This window comes from Sphingomonas jinjuensis (assembly GCF_014197105.1).
Taxonomy (GTDB): Bacteria; Pseudomonadota; Alphaproteobacteria; order Sphingomonadales; family Sphingomonadaceae; genus Sphingomonas; species Sphingomonas jinjuensis.
This window is the reverse complement of sequence record NZ_JACIEV010000003.1, coordinates 54,682-77,116: the sequence shown is the minus strand read 5'-3', so window position 1 is coordinate 77,116 and position 22,435 is coordinate 54,682. Positions and strand designations below refer to the sequence as shown.

Sequence of the window (22,435 nt, the reverse complement as noted above, 5' to 3'; positions counted from 1 at the left end):
GCCGCCGATTCAGGGACGCTCTATGAGCGGGAGCCATCCAGTCACGCGTTCCAGGCCGGCAATCCCGCAATGCGCCAGGCGGTGATCGCCGGCCCATAAATCGAGCGCCGCCTCCAGCCGAGCCGCCGGCTTCGCCCTGTCGGACGGCGCGTCGGACGGCGCGTCTGCAGCTATGGTGGAAGACCTCTCAATTCGCGTCTGCCGCGGCAACGGAAGGCGATGAACCAACCTACAAGCGTGCATCGTCACGCGGGCTCGTTGCAATGGCCTCGCAAAAGCGCGCCAAGCGCAAGACCGACGCCCATGGCTGCCGATCACGCCGGCATGAAATCGGAGGTATCAGGATCTTAAAATGGTGGAGCCGAGGGGGATCGAACCCCTGACCTTCGCAATGCCATTGCGACGCTCTCCCAGCTGAGCTACGGCCCCACACCCCGGGAAGGCGGCCCCACTAGCGGGGCCGTTCGGGCTTGGCAAGCGGTCAATGCCGCTTGCCCACCCTTTTATCGATTAATGCTCGTCCTCGTCGTTCGGCGCCTCGACGCCCAGGTCGTCGTCGCCGCCCAGATCGACCTCGTCATCGGCCGAAGGCTCTTCGTCCTCGCCGGTGATCGCCTCGATATCCTCGTCCTCGCCCTCGAGATCGGCATCCGCCTTCTGCTCGGGCTTCACCACCTCGAAGGGCAGCGGCTGCTTGGACTTCAGGATCGGCTCGGGCTCCCACGCATAGCCGCAGCTGATGCAGGTGACCGGGTCGTTCTTCTCGAGGTCGTAGAAACGCGTCGCGCATTTCGGGCACGTACGCTTCGTGCCCCATTCCGGCTGGATCATGCCAGGTCGTGCCTTTTTGCCGCTGGTGGGATAATCACAAGGGCGGGAAACACGCCCCCTCCCTGCGAAGTGGGGCGCGCCTTGCCATAGCGCAAGGCGGCTGTCAAAGCCCCGGCCCGATCATGTCCAATGCTTCTCCCCGCCCCCTGTCGATCGCCGCGGCCAGTCCGCTGCGCGGTACCGTGACCGTTCCCGGCGACAAGTCGATCAGCCACCGCTCGCTGATGTTCGCCGGTCTCGCCGTGGGCGAAAGCCGTATCCGCGGGCTGCTGGAGGGGGAGGATGTCCTCGCCACCGCGGCCGCGATGCGCGCGATGGGGGCCGACATCGTGCGCGAGGACGACGGCAGCTGGACCGTCCACGGCGTCGGCGTCGGCGGGCTGCTCCAGCCGCAGACCGCGCTCGATATGGGCAATTCGGGCACCTCGACCCGTCTGCTCATGGGCCTGGTCGCGAGCCACCCGATCACCGCGACCTTCGTCGGCGACGCCAGCCTGTCGAAACGGCCGATGGCACGCGTGACCGAGCCGCTGGCGATGATGGGCGCGGATTTCACGACCAGCCCGGGCGGGCGCCTGCCGCTGACGATGCGCGGCCTGTGCCCCGCGGTGCCGATCGCCTACACCCTGCCCATCGCCTCGGCGCAGGTGAAGTCGGCGATCCTGCTCGCCGGGCTGAACACGCCGGGGATCACCCGCGTCATCGAGCCGGTGCCGACCCGCGACCATAGCGAGCGGATGCTACGCGGCTTCGGCGCTGACCTGATCGTCGAGGAAACGCCGGAAGGCCGCGTGATCTCGATTACCGGCGAAGCGACGCTGAAGCCGCAGTCGATCGACGTGCCCGGCGATCCGTCGTCCGCCGGCTTCTGGATGGTCGCCGCGTCGATCGTCCCCGGCTCCAACATCACGATCCGCAACGTGCTGATGAACCCGACGCGCACCGGTCTCGTCGCCGCGCTACGGCTGATGGGGGCGTCGATCGAGGCGGTCGACACGCGCGACGTCGGCGGCGAGAGCGTCGCCGACCTTCGCGTCCGCCACGCGAGCCTGTCGGGAATCGAGGTGCCCGCCGATCTCGCGCCGAGCATGATCGACGAATATCCCATCCTCTTCGTCGCCGCCGCCTTCGCACGCGGCATCACCGTCGCCCGCGGCGCGCACGAGCTGCGCGTCAAGGAATCGGACCGGATCGCGACGATGGCCGCCGCGCTGACCCTCGCCGGCGTGTCGGTGACCGAGCATGAGGACGGCCTGACGATCGAGGGCCGCGACGGCGAGCCGCTCGCCGGCACCGGCGGCGACCGCGTCGCCTCGCTGCTCGACCACCGGATCGCGATGAGCATGGCGGTCGCCGGGATGCACAGCCGCGAGGCGGTGCTGATCGACGACGCCGCGCCGATCGCCACCAGCTATCCCGCCTTCATCGACACCGCGACGTCGCTCGGCGCCGCGCCGCAGTGGGTCGCGGCATGATCATCGCTGTCGACGGCCCCGCGGCGAGCGGCAAGGGCACCATCGCCAAGGCCTTGGCGCGCCACTATAACCTGCCGCACCTCGACACCGGGCTGCTCTATCGCGCGGTGGCGGCCACCGTGCGGCGGCTGGAACTGGATCCGTCCAAGGAGGCCGATGCCGTCGCCGCCTGCGGCTTCGACGAGCTGACGCTGGCCGATCCCGTGCTGCGCAGCGACGAAATCGGCCAGCTCGCCTCGGTCGTCTCCGCGCACCCGCTGGTCCGCGCCGCGCTGCTCCAGCGCCAGAAAAGGTTTGCGCACCAAGAGGGCGGCGCGATCCTCGACGGGCGCGACATTGGCACCGTCATCGCCCCCGATGCCGACGCCAAGCTGTTCGTGAAAGCGACCCCGCAGGTCCGCGCCCGCCGTCGCCACAACGAGCTGCAGGCGCGTGGCAGCAGCCTCAGCTTCGATCGCGTCCTCGCCGACATCCGCGCCCGCGACCAGCGCGACAGCGCGCGCAGCACCGCACCGCTGATCCAGGCCGCCGACGCTGCGACACTCGACACCAGCTTCCTGTCGATCGACGCCTCGGTCAACAAGGCGATCGAGATCGTCGAGGCGCGCGTGGCCCTCAAGCGGCGCGGTTAGGCCAAGTCATCGTCAGGCTAATTCGCCCGCGGCGCCTGCGAATTGACCCGCAGGGGATCGAGATCGATCAGGTGCAGGTTGCGCTGGCGAATCTCCTCCGCCGCCTCGTCGTACAGGAACGGCAGTAGCGCGAAGCGGCGCCCCTTCGTCACCGGCATCGCCTGGTGCATCAGCGAGCACGAGAATACCACGGCCCCGCCCGTCGGCGCGCGATAGGTGCGGGGACCGAACTCGGGGAAGCGCAGGTCGCCGCCCTCGTAATCGTCGGCGTTGAGGTTGATCGTCACCGCGAAACGCCGATGCGCCGTCCCCGCCACCGTATCGTCGCGATGCGGGCGGAAATGCCCGCCGTCCGCCTCGTCGTAGCAGCCGATCAGCAACCGCTCGACCCGCGTTGCGTCGAATTGGAACGACCGCTTGACCATCGGCATCAGCCGTCGCCGCAGCCGCGCCATCAGTTGCTCGACGACCGGCGCGCTGGCGATGTGATAGTCGCGCCGCACCTTGAACGCGGGATCGAGCACCAGCTTCGTATTGCCGCCGATGTCGCGCATCACGCCCGACTCGGTGCCGCCGTCGGCCTCGTACAGCCCGATCAGCATCTGGCAGAATTCGGGTTCCAGGATGTTCGACACCATCACTACCGGTGCCCAATCGGGCGCAGGCCCCGCCTCGATCAGCCTCCGCAGCGCGGCCAGCGCGCCCTCGTAGTCCGAGAGGTTGAACTGCCCGACGACGCGCAGCGACCGGTCGAGCAGCAGCCAGAACGCGTGATACGCGCCGTCGTCGGCCACCGCCCCGAACTGGCGCGACACGGCGCCGTCGAAGTCGAGGAAATAGCGGATGCCCGGCAAATCCATCGCGATGCGCTGCTCGGACACGTCGCCGCGATCGATCGTCACGCCGTAGAAGGCGGCGTTGACGTCGTCGAACAAGGCGCGGTTGGCCTTCATCGCAGCGATCGCCGGCGCCGCCATCGGGTGGCCGGCGCTGCCGAAGAAGGCCAGCAGCACCGGCCGGCCCGCGGCGATGTCGAAGGAATAATCCTTTGGCCCGTTCAGTGATTGGGCCTTGAACCAGGGCACGGCGTCGCCGATACCGAAACGCGTGGCAGCAGTCATCGCGCGGGCATATCAAACCCTGCGCCGCGTCGCCAGCAGCTTGCTTCTTCGGCCACTTTAGCCTAAGGCGCGCGCGTCCGGCGGGCTCGTTCCCGCGGCAAGGCAGGCGCGGAGGCTATCCTCTCGCGCCCTTTTCGCATCAGCGTTCCGCCTTTCCGCGTCGCATCGATCAGTCCGCCCGGATGCCGCGTCCGGCATGAGGCCGCCGCGGCGGATCGGCTAGAAGACCGCCGGAGACAACCGGCCGGCCGGAAACAAGACGTTTTGAGGAATTGCTGAAACCTATGGCTACTCAGGCCCTACCCTCCCGCGACGATTTCGCCGCGATGCTCGATGACATGTTCGGCGGCGCCGACAGCTTCGAGGGACGCGTCGTTCACGGCACCGTGACCGCGATCGAAAACGACATGGCGATCATCGACGTCGGCCTGAAGAGCGAGGGCCGCGTTCCCCTGCGCGAGTTCGCGCCCGCCCCCGGCCAGAAGGCCGAGCTGAAGGTCGGCGACGAGGTCGAGGTGTACGTCGACCGCGTCGAGAACATGCATGGCGAAGCGATGCTGTCGCGCGACCGCGCCCGCCGCGAAGCCGCCTGGGACAAGCTGGAGCTCGAATTCTCGAAGTCGGCCCGCGTCGAGGGCGTGATCTTCGGCCGCGTCAAGGGCGGCTTCACCGTCGACCTGTCGGGCGCCGTGGCGTTTCTGCCGGGCAGCCAGGTCGATATCCGTCCGGTGCGTGACGTCACGCCGCTGATGGACATCCCGCAGCCGTTCCAGATCCTGAAGATGGACCGCAAGCGCGGCAACATCGTCGTGTCGCGCCGCGCCGTGCTGGAAGAGACCCGCGCCGAGCAGCGTTCGGGCCTGATCCAGTCGCTGCACGAGGGCCAGATCATCGACGGCGTCGTCAAGAACATCACCGACTACGGTGCGTTCGTCGACCTCGGCGGTATCGACGGCCTGCTCCACGTCACCGACCTCAGCTACAAGCGCGTCAATCACCCGTCCGAGATGATCAACATCGGCGACACGGTGAAGGTACAGATCATCCGCATCAACAAGGACACGCAGCGCATCAGCCTCGGCATGAAGCAGCTCGAGAGCGATCCGTGGGATGGCGCGTCGAGCAAGTATCCGGTCGGCGCCAAGCTGTCGGGCCGCGTCACGAACATCACCGAATATGGTGCGTTCGTCGAGCTGGAGCCGGGCATTGAGGGCCTCGTCCACGTGTCGGAAATGTCCTGGACCAAGAAGAACGTCCATCCGGGCAAGATCGTGTCGACCTCGCAGGAAGTCGATGTCGTCGTGCTCGAGGTCGATCAGGACAAGCGCCGCATCAGCCTCGGCCTGAAGCAGGCCCAGAACAACCCGTGGGAGGCGTTCGCCGCCGCTCATCCGGTTGGCTCGACCGTCGAGGGCGAAGTCAAGAACGCGACCGAATTCGGCCTGTTCATCGGCCTGGACAACGACGTCGACGGCATGGTCCACATGTCGGACATCGCCTGGGGCGTGTCGGGTGAGGACGCGCTGGCGCTTCACCGCAAGGGCGAGACCGTCCAGGCGGTCGTGCTCGACATCGATCCCGAGAAGGAGCGCATCAGCCTCGGCATGAAGCAGCTCGAGCGTGGTGGTCCGGTTGCGGCCAACGCTGGTGATCGCCTCAACAAGAATGCGGTCGTCACCGTCACCGTTCTCGAAGTCCGCGACGCGGGCCTCGAGGTGCAGGCTGGCGACGACGGCGCGACCGGCTTCATCAAGCGCACCGATCTTGGCCGCGACCGCGACGAGCAGCGTCCGGAGCGTTTCCAGGTCGGCCAGAAGTTCGACGCGATGGTCACCGGCTTCGATCGTTCGAAGAAGCCGACCTTCTCGGTCAAGGCGATGCAGATCGCCGAAGAGAAGCAGGCGGTTGCCCAGTACGGCTCGTCCGATTCGGGCGCTACGCTCGGCAACATCCTCGGCGAAGCGCTCAAGGCGCGCGACACCGACCGCAAGTAATCCCATTATGGGCCGCCCGGGGATCCCGGGCGGCCTTTTTTTCGTCTTCGATAGATTTCGTATACTATGCAAACGGTTTGCGTGGACGTAAGTGAAACCGGTTTCGAAGATCCAATGGGGGGGGCCCAATATGATCCGTTCTGAACTCATCCAGAAACTGGCAATGACGAATCCCGGCCTGTCGCAGCAGGATATCGAGGCGATCATCTCGACCTTCTTCGACGAGATCACCAATCGCCTCGCGGCGAACGGCCGTGTCGAATTGCGTGGTTTCGGCGCTTTCTCCACCCGCGCGCGCGATGCCCGCACCGGCCGCAACCCGCGGACCGGCGAGCTGGTCGACGTCGATGCGAAGCGTGTTCCCTATTTCAAGCCGGGCAAGGAAATGCGCGCCCGCCTGAACGTCTGACGGCTTGACGCCGCCGCGCTGTCCGGCTTGACCGGACAGCGTGCGGGCGTGGCGAAACCGGTAGACGCAGCCGACTTAAAATCGGCTTCCCCAGGAGTGCGGGTTCGAGTCCCGCCGTCCGCACCATCGATACTCGCCGGGGCATATCGTCGATGGCCGACACCGCCACCAGCCGCATCGCCGCCGCACTGATCGACGACGCCGACGGCAGCCTGCTGCTGGTTCGCAAGGCGGGGACCCGCTGGTTCATGCAAGCTGGCGGCAAGATCGAACATGGCGAAAGCCCCGCCACGGCACTGTGCCGGGAACTGGCGGAGGAGATCGGCGCCACCGTCGGTCCGACGCAGCTACGCCATCTCGCGCGCGTCACCTGTGCCGCCGCGAACGAGGCAGGCCATCAGGTCGACGCCGACATCTTCCACATCCGTTTGGACAGCGCCCCTGTCATCGCGGCAGAAATCGCGGAGGCGCACTGGATCACGATCGACGCGGCGGCAACGATGCCGCTCGCGCCCCTCACCCGCGACCACATCCTTCCGCTCGCCGCGCTGATCGGCTGACGCGGGGCGAAGGCCGCTGTCATCGCGATGTCAGCGCGCCGTAATCTGCGCCGTCGCTACCATGGGCTCATGTCGTCGCGATCACTTACCGCTTCGGGTGCTGCCGCAGCACTGACCGCCCTCGCGCTGCTCGCGCCACTACCCGCCCTCGCCGACTGCAAAGTCGCCAAGATCGCGGAGCTGCCCGTCACGCTGATCGGTCGACGCGCGATCATCGAGGCGAAGTTCGGTGACCATCCCGCCCGCTTCATCGTCGACAGCGGTGCCTTTTACAGCACCCTCTCCCGCGCTTCCGCGACCGAGTACGGTCTGACGATGGCGCCGATGCCTGACTGGTTCCGCCTGCGCGGCATCAACGGTGACAGCTCCGCATCGTACGCCAACGCCCGTAATTTCTCGCTTGCCGGCGTGGCATTGCCCAAGGCCGACTTCATCGTCGGCGGTAGCGACACGGGAACGACGGGATTGCTGGGCCAGAATATCCTCGGCATCGGCGACACCGAATATGACCTGCCGCACGGCACCGTCCGGCTGATGCACGTCGACGGATGCAGCCGGATTGGCCTTGCCTATTGGAGTGCGGGCAAGCCCTTCTCCACTGTCGCGCTGGAGCGCGGCGACGGCGGCCCCTGGAAGCCGCACACGATCGGCACAATCCTGATCAACGGCGTCAAGATGCGCGCGGTATTTGATTCGGGCGCCCAGAGCACGATCATGACCCTCGCTGCGGCTAAGCGGGCCGGTGTGACGCCGGATGGGCCGGGCGTAGTGCGGGAGGGATATTACACCGGCCTCGGCGCTCGCCAATTGCCGACCTGGGTCGCCACCTTCGATAAGGTCGACCTCGGCGGCGAGATCCTCAACCATCCCAGGTTCCGCTTCGCCGACATGCAGATCGACGGCGACATCCTGGTCGGCTTCGATTTCTTCCTGACGCATCGCCTGTTCGTGTCCAACGCTAACCACCAGATGTTCCTGACCTATGAGGGCGGGCCGGTCTTTGGCCTGACGCCTACCGGCGCGCGCACCACCACGGGCGAGCGCCTCGCGATCGGCGACACGGCACCCGAACCGACCGATGCCGGTGGCTACGCCCGCCGCGCCGCGGTGCTGATGTCGCAACGCCGCTTTGCCGATGGCTTGGCCGATCTCGACAGGGCGGTGGCGCTTTCGCCCGACGACGGTCGCCTGCTCTATCTGCGCGCGCAGGGCCGGCTCGCCAACGGCCAGCCGCTGCTTGCCGCCGCGGACCTCGACAGGGCGGTGACCTTGCTCCCCACCGACAGCGACATCCGCCTTTCGCGCGCGCGGCTGCGTCTCGAAGCCCGCGATCCCGATGGCGCGACGACGGACGTCAAGGCTGCCGATGTGGCGCTGCCGCCGGGCTCGGGCCAGCGGCTTCAGCTCGCCGGGCTCTATGAGCGGCTCGACCAGCCCGAGGCGGCGCTCGCCAATTACGATGCGTGGATGAAGATGCATCGCGACGACGCCGACCGCGCAGAGGCGCTGAATGGTCGCTGCTGGGCACGGGCGCTGCTGGACCGCGATCTCGACCGCGCGCTGTCGGACTGCAATGCCGCGCTGAAGATGCGTCCGGGCTATGCCTCCTATCTCGACAGCCGTGCGCTGGTCGCACTGCGTCAGGGCCGATTCGCCGACGCACTCGTCGACTATGACGCCGCCATCGCCGCCGCCCCGCGCAACGCCTGGTCGCGCTACGGGCGCGGCGTGGCGGAGGCCCGCCTCGGCAAGATGGAGGCATCCGCGTCCGATCTCGCAGTCGCCCGCTCCATCAACGCCCGCGCCGTCGACCGGGCCCGCCACTACGGCATCACGCCGTAGCAACTTCGCCACATTAACGCTGATCGCACACGCTCGCTTAACCCTGCACGTCTACCCCACAGCGCATGGACGCGCTGGTCACCCTCTACCCGGTCATCATCCAGGGCATCTGCGACCTGTTCGGCGCAAGCCACGCGACGATGCATGTCCATGCCGGGCTCAGCATCTACATGGCCGTCCAGCTGCTCACGCGCGAACGACGCGGATCAATGGTCGCGCTCAACATCGTGTTCGCCGCCGAGGTCGCCAACGAGGTCATGGACCGGTTCGTTCACGGCGCCTGGAACTGGAGCGACACGCTCAACGACGCGTTCCTGACGATGCTGTGGCCCGTCGTCATCACCCTCGTCAGCCAGTATCGCCGCCGCCGCTTCATGCGCGAGGAGGAAGCGCGCCGCGCGCTCCAGGCGCTCGCCCTCGCGCCGGTATCGCTGCCGATCGGCGTGCCCGTGCCGGCGAAGGCACCCCACCGCTTGTAACCACGGCCCTGCGGTTGCACGGTTCCCGCACGATTCCCGGGAGCCGCCCCTTGTTGCCCATCTCCGCCCGACGCTGGCTCGCCGTGCTGGTGGCCGGCGCGTCACTGTCGGCCTGCAGTCAGCGCCCCGATTCGGGCGCCGTCGTCGTGTCCGCGATCGGGGATCGGCCACACCTCGCCGATGCCGCGCGCACCGCGCTCGATACGCCGTCGCGGCTGCTGGTCGATTCGACCGCACAGGGCCTCGTCCGCTTCGACGCCGCCGGTCAGATCGAACCGGGCCTTGCCGAGCGCTGGATCGTGATCGACGGCGGTATGAGCTACATCTTCCGCCTGCGCGAGGCGGAATGGGCCAATGGCACGCCGGTCGCCGCGGCCGACGTCGTCGCCGTCCTCCGCCGCCAGCTTGCGCCGGGATCGCGCAACCCGCTCGCTCCCTTCCTCACCGCCGTGGGCGAGATCGTCGAGATGACGCCGCAGGTGATCGAGGTACGACTGCGGCGGCCGCGCCCCGATCTGCTCAAACTGTTCGCCCAGCCCGAACTCGCCATCCTGCGGCTGCGCCCACCCGGCGGTAGCGGCCCGTTCCGCGTCGTCGGCGGCACGCGCGCCTCGCTGCTGCGTCCCGCCTTCGACCCCGGAATTGCCGATCCCGACGACAGCCGCGAAACCAAGCCGGAGGATGACGTCCGCCTGATCGGCGAGCGTGCCTCGCTCGCCATCCTGCGGTTCGCCCAGCATCGGTCCGACTTCGTGGCCGGCGGCACCTTCGCCGACTGGCCGCTGGTCGCGCTAGGCGGCATTGCGCCGGCCAACATCCGCACCGATCCGGCCGCCGGCCTATTCGGCTTCGCGCTCGGCCGCACCGGTTTCCTCGCCGACCTGCCCAATCGCGCCGCGATCGCCGCGGTGATCGACCGCACCGCCGCTGCCGCCGCCGCCCTGCCCGATCGCGAGACGACCGACCGGATTCTGCCCGATCAGCTCGACTCCGCCGCACCCCCTGCGATCCCGCCCTGGTCGCTGCTGACGCAGGAACAGCGGCTCGCCGACGCCCGGACGCGGGTGGCGGCGTGGGACCAGCCCGTGCGACTGCGCATCGCCCTGCCGCGCGGTCCCGGCGCGACCCTGCTCTATGCCCAGGTTGCCGCCTCGCTGGTCCAGGCAGGCATCGAGCCGGTACGCGTCGATGCCACCGCCGATGCCGATCTTCGCCTGATCGACGCGGTCGCCCCTTACGACAGCGCGCGCTGGTATCTCGCCACCGCCTGTGCGCCGTGTGGCGAGGTGCCGCAGCAGCTGCTCGCCGCCGCCCGCGACGCCCCCAGCCTGGCCGAACGATCGCGCCAGATCGCCGCCGCCGATGTCGCCCTGGCAGAGGACGCCGCCTTTGTCCCCATCGCCCGGCCGCTGCGCTGGTCGCTGGTCGCGATGCGGCTCAGCCAGTGGCGGCCGAACAGCCGCGCCTGGCATCCGTTGAACCGGCTGCGCGGCGATCCCAAATAGCGTCCATGACCACGATCGATCCCGCCGTCTTCGACCGCCTGCCGCTCGGCCGCGATCCTGCCGCGGTGCGCCGCCGGATCGAGGCGATGGAGGCGCTGCTCGAGGGCATGTTCACCGTGCCTGGCCTTAATCGCCGGGTCGGCCTGGATTTCATCCTGGGGCTGGTGCCCGTCGTCGGCGATGTCGCCGCGGCGGCGCTGGGCAGCTGGCTGGTGTGGGAAGCGCGCAACCTCGGCATGAGCCGCTGGCAGTTGACCCGCATGATGGGCCGGGTCGGCTTCGACGCCGCGATCGGCCTGATCCCGTTCGTCGGTGACGCAGCGGACTTTTTCTACCGCTCGAACACTCGCAATCTGAAGACGATCAAGCGCCACCTCGATCGCCATCATCCCGGGACGGTGACGATCGACTCCTGACGGCCTTACCGCCGACCGCGCCACACCTTCAGCGTCGCGTTGTCGGCCAGCCCGCCCTGATGCGCCGGGCAACGCTGGTAACGGAACGCCTTGTCCAGGCAGATCCATACCTCATCGAGCCAGCCCTGCTGGTCGGCCGTGACGCGCATCATGCCCGCGTCGAGCCCCGGATTGGCCGCCGCCATCGCCGCGGCGAACTTCCCCGCCGTCAGCGGCCCGCGCGACAGTGCCTCCATGTCGGGATAGCGCAGCTTGCCGTACAGCCGGGTCGAGGTCGCGAAATAGCGATCGGGGCGATAGCCCGCCATGCACGTCCCGTGCTTCGCCCACTCATGCTGCATCAGCTGCGCCGAGGGCGTCGCGCACAGATGGCGGCGGATCACCGGCTGCGGCACCAGCCCGGTGGCCTTGCAATATTGCGGCCAGTCCTTGCCAGCGCCATCGGGCCACAACCCGTGCAGCGTGAAGCCGAAGCGATTGCCCGAGCCGCACTGGAAAGCGGCCGACGGCCGATCGCCCTCGTCGCGGCAGAAGCGCGGCGCCCAGGTGATCGCGAGCGTGTAGCCGCCGATCGGCAGCAGCCGGCGCGGCTGGCTGTCGCTTGGCAGGTCGGGGCGCGGTCGCTGGATGCTGCCCGGCAGCGCACAGCTATAGGCCTGCGCCTGCGCAACCGCGGGCACCGTCAGCGCGGCGATGGCCGCAAGCAGGCGCCACGTCACGACAGCGGCTCCTGGCCCGGCTCCTGGATCTCGCCGAACCAGATCAGTGCATCCGGGCGGAACAGCATATAGACCGCGATCGCCTGCAGCACGAAGCCGGCGATGCTCAGCACGCCGCCGATCCCCGGCGCGATCCGCCCCAGCAGCAGCGCGAAAAGGATCAGGATCAGCGCCAGCGCGAAGAAGATCGTGATGATCCACTTCGCCACCACGCTGCGCCGCCGCGCCGCGAAATACAGCAGCGCCAGCGGCACGATCACCGTCAGCGCCGACAGCGCCATGATGTACCAGCTGCCGATGCCTTCCGCCGCGCGCTGCACCTGCGGCATCGATTGCATGCGCTGCCAGTTGAGCACGCTGTTGACGACGCCGATGATGATCGTCGCCAGGTAGCAGCGTTCGAACGTGACGATGGATGGCGGCCTGGCCATGGCGAGTGTCTGTTCTCCGAGTTGTCGTGCCCATGCTAGCCGCTTCTCGCGGGCTGCGCAAAGTCAGGTCAGCGCGAGATCGAGGCCGATGTCCGCCGCCGGCGCCGACTGGGTCAGCCGCCCGACCGAGACATAGGTCACGCCGGTTTCGGCGATGGCGCGGATCGTCTCCAGCGTCACCCCGCCCGATGCCTCGGTCGGCACGCGCCCACCGACCAGCGTCACCGCGCCGCGCAGCACCGGCGGGGGCATGTTGTCGAGCAGCAGCCGCGTCGCCCCCGCCGCGAGCGCCGGTTCGATCTGATCGACGCGGTCGACCTCGACGATCACCTCGTCGATCCCCGCCGCCAGCGCGCGGCGCACCGCCTCGTCGACCCCGCCGGCGACCGCGACGTGATTGTCCTTGATCATCGCCGCATCCCACAAACCCATGCGATGGTTTTCGGCGCCGCCCATCCGCGTCGCATATTTTTCCAGCCGTCGCAGCCCCGGCAGCGTCTTGCGGGTATCGAGCAGCGTCGCGCCGGTGCCCAGGATCCCGTCGGCATAGGCGCGCGTCAGCGTCGCGACCCCCGACAGATGCTGCACCGTGTTCAACGCCGAGCGTTCCGCCGTCAGCAATGCCCGCGCCGATCCCGCGATGCGCATCAGCACGCTTCCCGCCGCGACGCGTTCGCCCTCGCCCGCCAGCACGTCGATGGTGGCATAGGGGTCGAGCGCGCGGAAGAACGCCGCCGCGATCGGCAGTCCTGCGATGGTGATCGCCCCCCGGCTCGCCATCACTCCGTCGAAGCGCGCCTCTTCGGGGATCACCGCGGCGGAGGTAATGTCCCCGCGCACCCCCAGATCCTCCGCCAGCGTCGCCGCAACGAAGCTGTCGAGGTCGAAGCCTTCCACCATGAACGCCACCGCGGTCAGTCTCCCGTGACCTTCACCGGCCCTAGGTCGCCCTGCCCCACCGTCGCCGAGGCCATCGACAGCATCGCGTCGAGGCTCTTCTTCGCCTTCAGCCGCAGCTCTTCCTCGATCTCGATCCGCGGCTCCAGGTCGCGCAGCGCGACGTACAGCTTCTCCATCGTGTTGAGCGCCATATACGGGCAGATGTTGCAGTTGCAGTTCCCGTCGGCCCCGGGCGCGCCGATGAAGTGCTTGTCGGGCAGCGCCTTTTCCATCTGGTGGATGATGTGCGGCTCGGTCGCGACGATCAGCGTGTCGCCAGGCATCGCCATCGCATAGTCCAGGATGCCGCGCGTCGACCCGACGTAATCGGCGTGGTCCAGGATCACCGCCGGGCATTCGGGATGCGCCGCGACCGGCGCGCCGGGATACTCGGCCTTCAGCTTCATCAGCTCGGTTTCGCTGAACGCCTCGTGGACGATGCAGACGCCCGGCCACAACAGCAGGTCGCGCCCCGTCTTGCGCGCCAGATAGCCGCCCAGGTTGCGGTCGGGGCCGAAGATGATCTTCTGCTCGGGCGGGATTTGCGACAGGATCTTTTCCGCCGACGACGACGTCACGATCACGTCGGACAGCGCCTTCACTGCCGCCGAGCAGTTGATGTACGTCAGCGCGATGTGATCGGGATGCTGCGCCCGGAATGCCGCGAACTGCTCGGGCGGGCAGCTGTCTTCCAGACTGCAACCGGCGTCCATGTCGGGCAGGATCACCGTCTTCTGCGGCGACAGGATCTTCGCCGTCTCCGCCATGAAGCGCACCCCGCAAAAGGCGATGACGTCGGCGTCGGTTTCCGCCGCGCGGCGGCTGAGGTCGAGGCTGTCGCCCACGAAGTCGGCGATGTCCTGGATTTCTGGCTTCTGGTAATAATGCGCCAGGATCACGGCGTTGCGCTCGCGGCGCAGGCGATCGATCTCGGCACGGATATCGACGCCGGCGAGATTGGTGGGCTGGTGGCTCATTGGCGGTTCCCTAGCACTTCCTCGAGCGAACGCGAGACATCCCATCGCTGGTTGTTGGCGGTGGGCTCGTCGGCGAACGTCACCTTGACCGTCGCGTCGATCCCGGCGGCGCGTAGCGGCATCGCGAAGCTGCGCTCGACCGCGCGGCGGGTCGCGTCATGCGCCAGCCGCATCATCGCCGGCTCGCGCGCCTGGCGCATCAGCTCCAGCTGTCCCGCCTTGCGATTGGCGCCGTCGAGCCGCGCCTCGGCATCGGTGAAGGTCGTCAGCAGCCCGCCGGTGCCATATTCGCGGATCGCGTTGAGATCGACCTGCGGCCCGTCGACCTCGACGCCCGGCAGCCGCACCGCCAGCGTCTTCGTCGCCTCGTCCCACGCGACGTCGCGCTGCGTCAGCTTGGCCAGATCGACCTCGTACCGCACCATCCCGGGCATGATCAGCGTCTTCTCGGTCGACAGCCCCAGCTGCGACTGCTTCGACGTCACCACCGCCACGAAGCGCGCGGCGAAGGTCGACAGCCGGTTCTGCTCGCGCAGCCCGTCCAGGCTGGCGCTCGCAATCGTCGTCGGATCGGGGGTCAGCCGGTCGCGGACATAGCGCTGTACGCCCCACACCGCGATCAGCCCGGCCAGCAGCAGCAGGATCAGCGCGCCGGCCAGCTTGCCCAGGAACGGCATCGCCCCCGACGCTGCGGGTGTCGGTGTCGGCGTCAGCTCCGGATCCGCCATGTCTCGCCCTCCTCGCTCACCAGCGCGCGGTCGCGCAAATCATACAGGTGCGCCAGCACCGATCGCTCGGCCGCCGGCACCAGTCGTCGGTCGAGCCCGACATACATCCGCGATACCATCGCCGGCACATCGGCGTCGGCACTGCGAAGCAGGCGCAGGATCTGGCCTTCGCGCTGCTTGCGATGGCCCAGCATCCCGCGCACCAGCCGACGCGGGTTCTCCACCGCCTCGCCGTGGCCGGGATAATAGACCCGGTCGTCGCGTGTCATCAGCTTGTCCAGGCTCGCCATATAGGCCGCCATGTCGCCATCGGGGGGCGAGACGATCGTCGTCGACCAGCCCATGACGTGATCGCCCGAAAACAACGCCTTGGTTTCGGGCAGCGCGAAGGCGAGATGGTTCGACGTATGACCCGGCGTCGCCACCGCCTCCAGCGTCCAGCCGGCACCGCTCATTCGGTCGCCCTCCGCCATCACCCGGTCGGGCGCATAGTCGGCGTCGAAGGCGGCATCGGCGCGCGGCCCCCCGTCGCTGACCGTCACCGAGGCCGCACCGACGATCGGCGCGCCGGTCAGCCGTTGCAGCGGCCGGGTCGCCGGGCTGTGATCGCGATGATGATGGGTGACGACGATCGCTGTCACGGGCCGCCCTGCCACCGCCGCCATCAACGCGTCGATGTGGGCAGGGTCGTCGGGACCGGGATCGATGATCGCCAGATCACCGACACCGACCAGATGGGTCTGCGTGCCGGTGTAGGTATAGGGTGACGCATTGGGGGCGAGTACCCGGGTGACCAGCGGTTCTAGCTCAATCGCAATGCCGGTCGGAAACTCGCCCATCATCGGACCAGATGGCTGCGCGGGACGCCCCGCGCAACCCCGTCAATCCTTGCTGTTCATCTCGCTGCGCAGCTCCGCGATCGATTCGTCGAGCGAGGCGAGCACCTCGTTGCGCGCCTCCTCGCCCATGTCGCGGTTCGATGCCATCTGCGCGCGCGTCGCTTTCAGGCTGGCGAGCGCCGCGGACATCGCGCTGCGGCGGATCTCGCCGGCGTTGACCTGCATCTCGGCGGCGCGCGCCGCCATCGCCTCGCCGCGCTTCGCCTGCGCCTCGATCCGGTTCGTGCAGATCACGATCTTCTGCTGGTGCCCGTCACGGGTGTTGATGACGGTGGGGTTCAGATTGTCGCCGGGGCAATTGGTCGAGCTGACCTGCGGCACATCGCTGCGGCGGAACATGACGCGGTAGTGCTCGGGACGCATCGGCGGATTGGCGCGAGCGGCGTCCATGCTCGCCACCGGCGGCATCGGCGGCATCGGCGGCATCTTCGTCATGGCCGGCATCGGCGGCATCGTGTCGGGATGGGCGGCGAGATAGGCGTCGGCATCTGCGCCTTCGTAGACCTTGCTTTCGCCGTTCTTCACCACGACGACACGCTTCTTGTCCTTGCCGTCGCGTTTGGCCGGCGTCATCGCGGCGAGCGTGGGGGCGGCAGGCTGCGCGGCGGTCGCCGGGACGGCGGGCACCGTCGCCGGCGCCGGGATGGCCGCCTCGATCTGGTCGAGGTCGATGCCCGTCGCGGTCTTGATCCGCTCGGCGGCCTGGGTGCCCGACGCGGTCAAGCCGAGCCCGGCGCAGACGATAGCGGCGACCGAAGCGGTCCCGGCGGCGATCCGACGCCGCGACCGGCGCGAGGTGTTGAGCATCTTCAAACGTCCTTTCAGATTGTCGACGGCGTGGAGGTGACAGGCGGCGGAGAAGTTGCCGCCATGCGCGGTCTTGACGATCGCACAGGCATAGGCGTGGCGATCGAACGCCGACCGGCCGGCCAGCACGCGGGCGTCGTTGGCCAGCTCCTGGTCGGCGCGGAATGCGCGGAATGCGCGCCAGGCGATGGGGTTGAACCAATGGAGCGCGAGCACGATCAGCGCGGTCCAGTTCGCGACTAGGTCGCCGCGAGCATGGTGACCCAGCTCGTGCGCCAGCGCCAGGTCGCGCTCGTCGGTATCGTAGCGTTCGGCGAAATCGCGCGGAAAGGCGACGTAGCGGCGGAAGATACCGAAGGCGAGCGGCCCCGGCACCGCCGGGCTCTCGATCACCTCGATCGCGCCATGCCTACCAACCCGCGTCGCCCCGCGCAGCAGGCGGCGGCAGAAGCTCGCATGGCGAAGGCTGTGCCAGATCAGAAAAACCGCCGCGCCCGCCGACCATAACAGTGCAAGCACTAGGCCCAGCGAGGGAAAGCTTGAAACGGGCGCGGCGACCATGCCGGCGGGTTCGATCACCAGGACGGTGATCGTCTCGCCGGCCTGGCTGATCGGGCTCACCGCGGCCTCATGCCATTCGGCGGGCAGCGGCGGCATCAACAGGCGAAGCAGGGGAAGCGCCCAGAGCGCGTAGGCGACGCCGGGACCGAAGGCGCGGCGGACCGGCCCCCGCACCAGCAGCACCAGCGCCATGAGGGCGGCGGAGGCGATCAGCGCCTCGATGGCCCAGGCGATCATGCCTTGAGATCCTTCAGCAGGGCCTCGATCTCGGCGATGTCATCGGCGGTCAACTGGTCGCGCTCGGCAAGATGCGCGACCAGCGGGGTCAGCCGCCCACCGAACAGCCGGTCGATCAGCCGCCGCGATTCGCCCGACACGTAATCCTCGCGCTTGACGAGTGGCCGGTAGAGATAGCGCCGGCCGTCCTCCTCGTGCGTGATCGCCGCCTTGGCGAGCAGCCGCCCCAGCAGCGTCTTGACGGTATTCGCGCTCCAGCCACGCGCCGGATCGACGCGCTCGGCGACGTCCTGCGCCGTCAGTGGCGCCTGGTCCCACAAGACCTCCATCACCGCATGCTCGGCATCGCTGATACGCTCGGCCACGACTCGCTTCTCCTTGCTGACTACGTCTGTAGTCTCACCGATTACGCCCGTAGTCAAGCGCTCCAAAACCCCATCCTCCCCCGCCAGGGGGAGGTGGCAGCGCGGCAGCGCTGACGGAGGGGGCGGTAAGCGTCTGACTATCGAGAGCGCACTGCTTACCTCCCCCTCCGACGCGCATGCGCGCCCCACCTCCCCCTGGCGGGGGAGGATCGAAACGGCTGTCGACTTTTCTTACGGTAATGGAAGATGCGTGGACGCCGTTAACCGTCGTACCCCGCCGACACCCTGGCCGCGCTGCAACTGGCACGCCCCCTGCACCACGCCAGGCAGCCGAGCGTCTCCTGCGCTTCAGCGAGGGTGGACTGGTCCCTTCACCGGTCCACCCTCAACCCGGCTCTCCATCCGCCCCGCGGCACGCGCCAGCGCCTTGGGATAGATCGTGCCGAAGAGCCGCCCGAACGTCGCCTGCCAGCTGAAATTCGCCTCGACGTGTGCGCACGCCGCGCGGCCCATCGCCTGATGGTCGCCGCGCCACAGCGCCAGCACATTGTCCGCCATCGCCCGCGCATCGCCGACCGGCCCCAGCCGCCCCAGCGTCGGCGGCACGCGCGCGGGCATCGCACCGCTCGCCACGCCGACCACCGGCAGCCCCGCCGCCTGCGCCTCGATCACCGAGATGCCGAACGTCTCGTCGGCCATCGCCGACACGTACAGATCCGCCGACGCCAGCGCGCGCGCCAGCCCGGCGCGATCGGTCTCGAACCCCGGAAAGGCGATGGGCAAGTCCTTCGCCGCCGCCATCAGCGGCTGACGCAGCTTACCGTCGCCGATCAACACCATCGCCGCGTCGAGGTCGGCGGGCAGCAGCCGGAACATCTCGACCAGCGTCGCCGCCCGCTTCTCGTTGTCGATCCGCCCCGCATAGGCAAGCAGCGGCCCGCTGCCGCCCAGCCCCAGCTCGCCGCGATAGTCGGGATCGCGCGCGCCGGGATGGAACAGCGTGGTGTCGACGCCCAGCGGCAACACCTCGGTACGCTCGATCCCCCGGCTCGCCAGCGTGGCCCGCGCCTCCTCACCCAGCGTATAGACCCAGTCGAACTCGCGATACGTCATCTCGGTGTAGCCGAGGCTTAACCAATAGAAGACGCGGCCCAGCGGCCCGAACAGCGCGCGTGCGACGCGATCGACATGCGCGTTGGGAAAGTCGGTGCGATAGCCCGCGACCAGCGCAGTGCCCGGATAGGCCCTTCGATGCTGAATCGCGACCCAGGGCAGCACCCAGGGGCACAGCGACTCGATCACGTCGGGGCGATATCGCGCCAGCAACTCGCGCACGGCACGCACACGCAGGATGAAGCGGTAATTGGGACTGCCGCTGACCGGATCGGCGGCGACTTCGGCGAAGATGTGCCGTCCGTTCACCGTCACCCGATCCGCCGGCCCGGGCACGATCTGAAGCAGGTGATGCGGCGTCTGCTGCAACACGTAATCGCGCTTTTCGCGCAGATAGGTGCTGATCCCGCCGCCGCCAGCCGGCGAATAGCTCTGCGTCAGGTCGCAAACCAGCAGCGGGCGCGCATCGGTGCCTGCCCGCAACCGAGCATTGTCGAACAGCATGGAACCGGCGCCGCGATCAGCTTGCGGCGGACTGGCCCTTGACCAGCTCGGCCAGCTCGCCGCTCTCGTACATCTCCATCATGATGTCCGATCCGCCGACGAACTCACCCCCGACGTACAGCTGCGGGATGGTGGGCCAGTCCGAGTATTCCTTGATCCCCTGGCGGACCTCGGGATCCTGGAGCACGTCGACGCTGTCGAACTCGGCACCCAGGTGGTTGAGGATCGCGACCGCACGGCTGGAAAAGCCGCACTGCGGGAACAGCGGCGATCCCTTCATGAACAGCACGATCGGGCTGCCCTTGACGATGCCGTTGATGCGGGCGTTGGTGGTATCGGTCATTCGCAACTCGTCCTTCAGGAAGCCGCCGTGGTCAGCTGCAACGCGTGGAGCACTCCGCCCATCCGGCCGCCGAGCGCCGCATAGACCTTCTGGTGCTGCTTCACGCGGGGCAGCCCTTCGAAGCTCGCACTAACGACCCGCGCGGCATAATGGTCCCCGTCGCCCGCCAGGTCGGTGATCTCGACCTGCGCGTCGGGGATGCCGGCGCGGATCAGACTTTCGATCTCGTCGGCCGTCATCGCCACCTTATTCGGTCCCCATCAGCTGGCGACGCGCCTCGACGTTCTGCTCCTCGATCGCGCGGCGGACCGCGGCGTCGTCGATATCGATCCCCGCCGCGACCAGATCGCCCAGCAGCTTGCGCACGACGTCCTCGTCGCCCGCTTCCTCGAAATCGGCCTGGACGACCGACTTGGCATAGGCGTCGGTTTCCTCGGGCGTCAGCTTCATCAGCCCGGCGGCCCACTGGCCGAGCAGGCGGTTGCGACGTGCGGTGACGCGGAACGCCATCTCCTCATCACGGGCGAACTTGGTCTCGAAAGCGCGCTCGCGGTCGTCGAAGGTGGTCATTGCAACATCGTCCCCGATTGATTGGCTGTGTCGTTGACCGGACACATAGGTGGCGTGGGCGAGCCGCGCAACGCAGCGTGATGCGGGCGGAACAATCGGGTCATCCGGACGCTGATAACATCAGCGGCGCGTACAAGACGTCCGCGACCTTGAGGAGAGTTACCATGGGCGACGCCGCCCCCAGAGGCCGCTTCGCATCGAACGCCATCGTCGGGATGGTGATCGGATCGGCAATCTCGATCGCGCTATGGGCGTTGATCGTCGGCGCGATCCTTCGGTTGACCTGACCGGACAGCCGCGGCATCTCATTGATGTCCGACGAGGACTTGCTGGCCGCCTAGTCCAATTCGACGACCAATTTTCCGATCGCCCCGCGTGCTGCCATCTTCGCGATCGCATCGCCGCCGCGCGCCAGCGGGAAAGTGTCGGTCACCTTCGGCGCGATTTTGCCCTCGCTCCACAACCGGAACAGCGTGTCGACATGCGCCTGGTTGGCCTGCGGATCGCGCGCCGCGAACGCGCCCCAGAACACGCCGCATACGTCGCAGCTCTTCAGCAGCGTCAGGTTGAGCGGGAGTTTCGGGATACCCGCCGGAAAGCCGACGACCAGATAGCGCCCTTCCCACCCGATCGATCGCAACGCGGGCTCGGCATAATCGCCGCCTACCGGGTCGTAGATCACGTCGAAGCCCTGCTTGCCGCCCGCCGCCTTGAACTGGTCGGCAAGCGCCTTCGACGCCTCCTTGTCGAAGGGTGCCCGGCCATAGATGATCGTCTCGTCCGCGCCCGCCGCCTTGGCAGCCGCCGCCTTCTCCTCCGACGACACCGCCGCGACGACGCGCGCGCGATAGGCCTTGCCCAGCTCGATCGCCGCCAGCCCGACGCCGCCCGCCGCGCCCAGCACCAGCAGCGACTGACCGGCCTTCAGACGCCCCCGATCGAGCAGCGCATGGATCGTCGTCGCATAGGTCAGGATCAGCGAGGCGCCTTCCGCGAAGCTGCGCCCTTCGGGCAGGCGATACAGCTTGGCCGGATCGGCGATCACCTTTTCCGACAGGCCGCCATGGCCGAGCATCGCGATGACCCGGTCGCCCGCCTGCCAGCCGCTCACGCCCTCGCCGACGCTGTCGATCTCGCCCGCGATCTCGCCGCCCGGCGCAAACGGGCGCTCGGGGCGGAACTGATACTTGTCCTCGATGATGAGCACGTCGGGATAGTTGATCGCGCAGGCCTTCACCCGCACCACCACCTGACCCGAACCCGCAGTGGGATCGGGCAACTCGGTCAGCTCTAGAGTATCAGGTCCGCCGACCGCCTTCGACAGCAACGCCCGCATACCGGCTTCTCCCCTCGATCCACGGCCGATGCCGAGCCATCGCGCCTTCGAATTTCGAAATCGCGGTATCCCTTGCCAGCGTCAGCCCCACCTCGTCCAGCCCTTCCATCAGGCACTGGCGGCGAAACGCGTCGAGGTGGAACGGGAAACGGTCCTGATAGGCGGTGGTGGCGGTCATCGTCTCCAGGTCGACGGTGACCTCGCCGTCCTGCGCAGCGACCAGCAGCCGGTCGATTGCCGCCTGCGGCAACACGACCGGGACGATGCCGTTCTTGAACGCGTTGCCCGAAAAGATGTCGGAAAAGCTCGGCGCGATCACCGCCCTGATCCCCATGTCGGCGAGCGCCCAGGCAGCATGCTCGCGGCTCGAGCCGCAGCCGAAATTGTCGCCCGCGATCAGGATCGGTGCGCCGACATAGCGGGGGTCGTCGAAGATGTTGCCCGGCTGCTTGCGCACCGTCTCGAACGCGCCGCGGCCCAGCCCGGACCGGGTGATCGTCTTCAGCCAGTGCGCGGGGATGATGACGTCGGTGTCGATATTCTTCGCCCCCCACGGATAGGCGCGCCCCTCGACCCGGGTGACTGGCTGCATTTCACACTTCCTTCCGTCACCCCGGCCTTGAGCCGGGGTCCCGCTTCTTC

26 protein-coding genes and 2 tRNA genes are annotated in these 22,435 nt (G+C 68.1%); 11 read left to right on the top strand and 17 right to left on the bottom strand.

Annotated features, from left to right (window positions below; genetic code table 11):
- Positions 1-353 precede the first annotated feature (353 nt).
- Positions 354-429: transfer RNA gene (locus GGQ80_RS06185), tRNA-Ala, on the bottom strand.
- A gap of 81 nt (positions 430-510) precedes the next feature.
- Entirely contained in the window at positions 511-831 is a 321-nt protein-coding gene (locus GGQ80_RS06180; protein WP_183983040.1) for a TIGR02300 family protein, read from the bottom strand.
- A 122-nt stretch (positions 832-953) separates the two neighbouring features.
- Here GGQ80_RS06180 and aroA point away from each other — a divergent pair, with 122 nt between their 5' ends.
- Both aroA and GGQ80_RS06170 read left to right on the top strand, forming a co-directional pair.
- Positions 954-2,306: a 3-phosphoshikimate 1-carboxyvinyltransferase gene (gene aroA / locus GGQ80_RS06175; protein ID WP_183983039.1), complete on the top strand. Its 1,353-nt coding sequence runs from the start codon at positions 954-956 to the stop codon at positions 2,304-2,306.
- Positions 2,303-2,938 (top strand): (d)CMP kinase, encoded by a 636-nt coding sequence (locus GGQ80_RS06170; RefSeq protein WP_183983038.1) that lies wholly within the window; start codon positions 2,303-2,305, stop codon positions 2,936-2,938. The genes aroA and GGQ80_RS06170 overlap by 4 nt, the downstream gene beginning before the upstream one ends.
- 17 nt (positions 2,939-2,955) lie before the next feature.
- On the opposite strand, the gene GGQ80_RS06165 is transcribed toward GGQ80_RS06170, so the two are convergent.
- On the bottom strand, positions 2,956-4,059 hold the full coding sequence (locus GGQ80_RS06165) for a 2OG-Fe(II) oxygenase (RefSeq protein ID WP_183983037.1): 1,104 nt from the start codon (positions 4,057-4,059) through the stop codon (positions 2,956-2,958).
- Positions 4,060-4,343: 284 nt separating this feature from the next.
- Here GGQ80_RS06165 and rpsA point away from each other — a divergent pair, with 284 nt between their 5' ends.
- The 8 genes from rpsA (at position 4,344) to GGQ80_RS06125 (ending at position 11,264) form a co-directional block, all read left to right on the top strand.
- Positions 4,344-6,053 (top strand): 30S ribosomal protein S1, encoded by a 1,710-nt coding sequence (rpsA, locus tag GGQ80_RS06160; RefSeq protein WP_183983036.1) that lies wholly within the window; start codon positions 4,344-4,346, stop codon positions 6,051-6,053.
- Between the two features lie 130 nt (positions 6,054-6,183).
- Positions 6,184-6,462, top strand: a complete 279-nt coding sequence (ihfB, locus tag GGQ80_RS06155; RefSeq protein WP_183983035.1) for an integration host factor subunit beta — start codon at positions 6,184-6,186, stop codon at positions 6,460-6,462.
- Positions 6,463-6,504: 42 nt separating this feature from the next.
- Positions 6,505-6,588, top strand: a tRNA-Leu gene (locus GGQ80_RS06150).
- A gap of 26 nt (positions 6,589-6,614) precedes the next feature.
- The gene (locus tag GGQ80_RS06145) at positions 6,615-7,022 is read left to right on the top strand and encodes an NUDIX hydrolase (protein WP_183983034.1); all 408 of its coding nucleotides are present in this window, start codon (positions 6,615-6,617) and stop codon (positions 7,020-7,022) included.
- Positions 7,023-7,049: 27 nt separating this feature from the next.
- Complete coding sequence (locus tag GGQ80_RS06140; protein WP_246346908.1) at positions 7,050-8,864, top strand: retropepsin-like aspartic protease; 1,815 nt, start codon at positions 7,050-7,052, stop codon at positions 8,862-8,864.
- Positions 8,865-8,929: 65 nt separating this feature from the next.
- The gene (locus tag GGQ80_RS06135; RefSeq protein WP_183983032.1) at positions 8,930-9,343 is read left to right on the top strand and encodes a hypothetical protein; all 414 of its coding nucleotides are present in this window, start codon (positions 8,930-8,932) and stop codon (positions 9,341-9,343) included.
- A 50-nt stretch (positions 9,344-9,393) separates the two neighbouring features.
- Positions 9,394-10,848 carry an ABC transporter substrate-binding protein gene (locus tag GGQ80_RS06130; protein ID WP_183983031.1) on the top strand — a complete coding sequence of 485 codons (1,455 nt, stop codon included), beginning with the start codon at positions 9,394-9,396 and terminating at the stop codon, positions 10,846-10,848.
- A gap of 5 nt (positions 10,849-10,853) precedes the next feature.
- A complete protein-coding gene (locus GGQ80_RS06125) occupies positions 10,854-11,264 on the top strand; it encodes a DUF4112 domain-containing protein (RefSeq protein ID WP_183983030.1) in 411 nt (136 codons plus the stop codon).
- Positions 11,265-11,269: 5 nt separating this feature from the next.
- On the opposite strand, the gene GGQ80_RS06120 is transcribed toward GGQ80_RS06125, so the two are convergent.
- The 12 genes from GGQ80_RS06120 to GGQ80_RS06065 form a co-directional block, all read right to left on the bottom strand.
- Entirely contained in the window at positions 11,270-11,983 is a 714-nt protein-coding gene (locus GGQ80_RS06120) for a ribonuclease T2 family protein (RefSeq protein WP_183983029.1), read from the bottom strand.
- Positions 11,980-12,414 carry a hypothetical protein gene (locus GGQ80_RS06115; protein ID WP_183983028.1) on the bottom strand — a complete coding sequence of 145 codons (435 nt, stop codon included), beginning with the start codon at positions 12,412-12,414 and terminating at the stop codon, positions 11,980-11,982. The genes GGQ80_RS06120 and GGQ80_RS06115 overlap by 4 nt, the downstream gene beginning before the upstream one ends.
- Positions 12,415-12,477: 63 nt before the next feature.
- A complete protein-coding gene (gene nadC, locus GGQ80_RS06110; RefSeq protein WP_183983337.1) occupies positions 12,478-13,314 on the bottom strand; it encodes a carboxylating nicotinate-nucleotide diphosphorylase in 837 nt (278 codons plus the stop codon).
- A gap of 14 nt (positions 13,315-13,328) precedes the next feature.
- Positions 13,329-14,330: a quinolinate synthase NadA gene (gene nadA / locus GGQ80_RS06105; RefSeq protein ID WP_183983027.1), complete on the bottom strand. Its 1,002-nt coding sequence runs from the start codon at positions 14,328-14,330 to the stop codon at positions 13,329-13,331.
- Positions 14,327-15,058, bottom strand: coding sequence for a DUF4230 domain-containing protein (locus GGQ80_RS06100; RefSeq protein ID WP_183983026.1), 732 nt, complete (start codon positions 15,056-15,058; stop codon positions 14,327-14,329). Before GGQ80_RS06100 ends, nadA begins: the two co-directional genes overlap by 4 nt.
- Positions 15,040-15,897, bottom strand: a complete 858-nt coding sequence (locus GGQ80_RS06095; protein WP_183983025.1) for an MBL fold metallo-hydrolase — start codon at positions 15,895-15,897, stop codon at positions 15,040-15,042. Before GGQ80_RS06095 ends, GGQ80_RS06100 begins: the two co-directional genes overlap by 19 nt.
- A 42-nt stretch (positions 15,898-15,939) precedes the next feature.
- Positions 15,940-17,562, bottom strand: coding sequence for a M56 family metallopeptidase (locus GGQ80_RS06090; protein WP_183983024.1), 1,623 nt, complete (start codon positions 17,560-17,562; stop codon positions 15,940-15,942).
- Complete coding sequence (locus GGQ80_RS06085; protein WP_183983023.1) at positions 17,559-17,927, bottom strand: BlaI/MecI/CopY family transcriptional regulator; 369 nt, start codon at positions 17,925-17,927, stop codon at positions 17,559-17,561. Before GGQ80_RS06085 ends, GGQ80_RS06090 begins: the two co-directional genes overlap by 4 nt.
- 348 nt (positions 17,928-18,275) lie before the next feature.
- A complete protein-coding gene (locus GGQ80_RS06080; RefSeq protein ID WP_183983022.1) occupies positions 18,276-19,544 on the bottom strand; it encodes a glycosyltransferase in 1,269 nt (422 codons plus the stop codon).
- A 16-nt stretch (positions 19,545-19,560) separates the two neighbouring features.
- Positions 19,561-19,887, bottom strand: coding sequence for a Grx4 family monothiol glutaredoxin (gene grxD / locus GGQ80_RS06075; RefSeq protein WP_183983021.1), 327 nt, complete (start codon positions 19,885-19,887; stop codon positions 19,561-19,563).
- A 14-nt stretch (positions 19,888-19,901) separates the two neighbouring features.
- Positions 19,902-20,132 (bottom strand): BolA/IbaG family iron-sulfur metabolism protein, encoded by a 231-nt coding sequence (locus tag GGQ80_RS06070; protein ID WP_183983020.1) that lies wholly within the window; start codon positions 20,130-20,132, stop codon positions 19,902-19,904.
- Between the two features lies 1 nt (position 20,133).
- On the bottom strand, positions 20,134-20,457 hold the full coding sequence (locus GGQ80_RS06065) for a DUF1476 domain-containing protein (RefSeq protein ID WP_183983019.1): 324 nt from the start codon (positions 20,455-20,457) through the stop codon (positions 20,134-20,136).
- Between the two features lie 164 nt (positions 20,458-20,621).
- On the opposite strand from GGQ80_RS06065, the gene GGQ80_RS18600 reads away from it, so the two are divergent.
- A complete protein-coding gene (locus GGQ80_RS18600) occupies positions 20,622-20,744 on the top strand; it encodes a hypothetical protein (protein ID WP_281375346.1) in 123 nt (40 codons plus the stop codon).
- Between the two features lie 50 nt (positions 20,745-20,794).
- On the opposite strand, the gene GGQ80_RS06060 is transcribed toward GGQ80_RS18600, so the two are convergent.
- Both GGQ80_RS06060 and leuD read right to left on the bottom strand, forming a co-directional pair.
- The gene (locus GGQ80_RS06060) at positions 20,795-21,793 is read right to left on the bottom strand and encodes an NADPH:quinone oxidoreductase family protein (protein ID WP_183983018.1); all 999 of its coding nucleotides are present in this window, start codon (positions 21,791-21,793) and stop codon (positions 20,795-20,797) included.
- The gene (gene leuD / locus GGQ80_RS06055; RefSeq protein WP_183983017.1) at positions 21,756-22,385 is read right to left on the bottom strand and encodes a 3-isopropylmalate dehydratase small subunit; all 630 of its coding nucleotides are present in this window, start codon (positions 22,383-22,385) and stop codon (positions 21,756-21,758) included. Before leuD ends, GGQ80_RS06060 begins: the two co-directional genes overlap by 38 nt.
- Positions 22,386-22,435: the final 50 nt, after the last annotated feature.

Excerpts from the sequence above, each read along its gene's own strand:
- GGQ80_RS06145 (WP_183983034.1), top strand. The coding sequence starts at position 6,615 with ATGGCCGACACCGCCACCAGCCGCATCGCCGCCGCACTGATCGACGAC.
- rpsA (WP_183983036.1), top strand. The coding sequence starts at position 4,344 with ATGGCTACTCAGGCCCTACCCTCCCGCGACGATTTCGCCGCGATGCTC.
- aroA (WP_183983039.1), top strand. The coding sequence starts at position 954 with ATGTCCAATGCTTCTCCCCGCCCCCTGTCGATCGCCGCGGCCAGTCCG.
- GGQ80_RS06165 (WP_183983037.1), bottom strand. The coding sequence starts at position 4,059 with ATGACTGCTGCCACGCGTTTCGGTATCGGCGACGCCGTGCCCTGGTTC.
- GGQ80_RS06115 (WP_183983028.1), bottom strand. The coding sequence starts at position 12,414 with ATGGCCAGGCCGCCATCCATCGTCACGTTCGAACGCTGCTACCTGGCG.
- GGQ80_RS06140 (WP_246346908.1), top strand. The coding sequence starts at position 7,050 with ATGTCAGCGCGCCGTAATCTGCGCCGTCGCTACCATGGGCTCATGTCG.
- nadC (WP_183983337.1), bottom strand. The coding sequence starts at position 13,314 with ATGGTGGAAGGCTTCGACCTCGACAGCTTCGTTGCGGCGACGCTGGCG.
- grxD (WP_183983021.1), bottom strand. The coding sequence starts at position 19,887 with ATGACCGATACCACCAACGCCCGCATCAACGGCATCGTCAAGGGCAGC.
- GGQ80_RS06095 (WP_183983025.1), bottom strand. The coding sequence starts at position 15,897 with ATGGGCGAGTTTCCGACCGGCATTGCGATTGAGCTAGAACCGCTGGTC.
- GGQ80_RS06125 (WP_183983030.1), top strand. The coding sequence starts at position 10,854 with ATGACCACGATCGATCCCGCCGTCTTCGACCGCCTGCCGCTCGGCCGC.
- GGQ80_RS06170 (WP_183983038.1), top strand. The coding sequence starts at position 2,303 with ATGATCATCGCTGTCGACGGCCCCGCGGCGAGCGGCAAGGGCACCATC.
- nadA (WP_183983027.1), bottom strand. The coding sequence starts at position 14,330 with ATGAGCCACCAGCCCACCAATCTCGCCGGCGTCGATATCCGTGCCGAG.
- leuD (WP_183983017.1), bottom strand. The coding sequence starts at position 22,385 with ATGCAGCCAGTCACCCGGGTCGAGGGGCGCGCCTATCCGTGGGGGGCG.
- GGQ80_RS06100 (WP_183983026.1), bottom strand. The coding sequence starts at position 15,058 with ATGGCGGATCCGGAGCTGACGCCGACACCGACACCCGCAGCGTCGGGG.
- GGQ80_RS06080 (WP_183983022.1), bottom strand. The coding sequence starts at position 19,544 with ATGCTGTTCGACAATGCTCGGTTGCGGGCAGGCACCGATGCGCGCCCG.
- GGQ80_RS06135 (WP_183983032.1), top strand. The coding sequence starts at position 8,930 with ATGGACGCGCTGGTCACCCTCTACCCGGTCATCATCCAGGGCATCTGC.
- GGQ80_RS06090 (WP_183983024.1), bottom strand. The coding sequence starts at position 17,562 with ATGATCGCCTGGGCCATCGAGGCGCTGATCGCCTCCGCCGCCCTCATG.
- GGQ80_RS06180 (WP_183983040.1), bottom strand. The coding sequence starts at position 831 with ATGATCCAGCCGGAATGGGGCACGAAGCGTACGTGCCCGAAATGCGCG.
- GGQ80_RS18600 (WP_281375346.1), top strand. The coding sequence starts at position 20,622 with ATGGGCGACGCCGCCCCCAGAGGCCGCTTCGCATCGAACGCCATCGTC.
- GGQ80_RS06060 (WP_183983018.1), bottom strand. The coding sequence starts at position 21,793 with ATGCGGGCGTTGCTGTCGAAGGCGGTCGGCGGACCTGATACTCTAGAG.
- ihfB (WP_183983035.1), top strand. The coding sequence starts at position 6,184 with ATGATCCGTTCTGAACTCATCCAGAAACTGGCAATGACGAATCCCGGC.
- GGQ80_RS06065 (WP_183983019.1), bottom strand. The coding sequence starts at position 20,457 with ATGACCACCTTCGACGACCGCGAGCGCGCTTTCGAGACCAAGTTCGCC.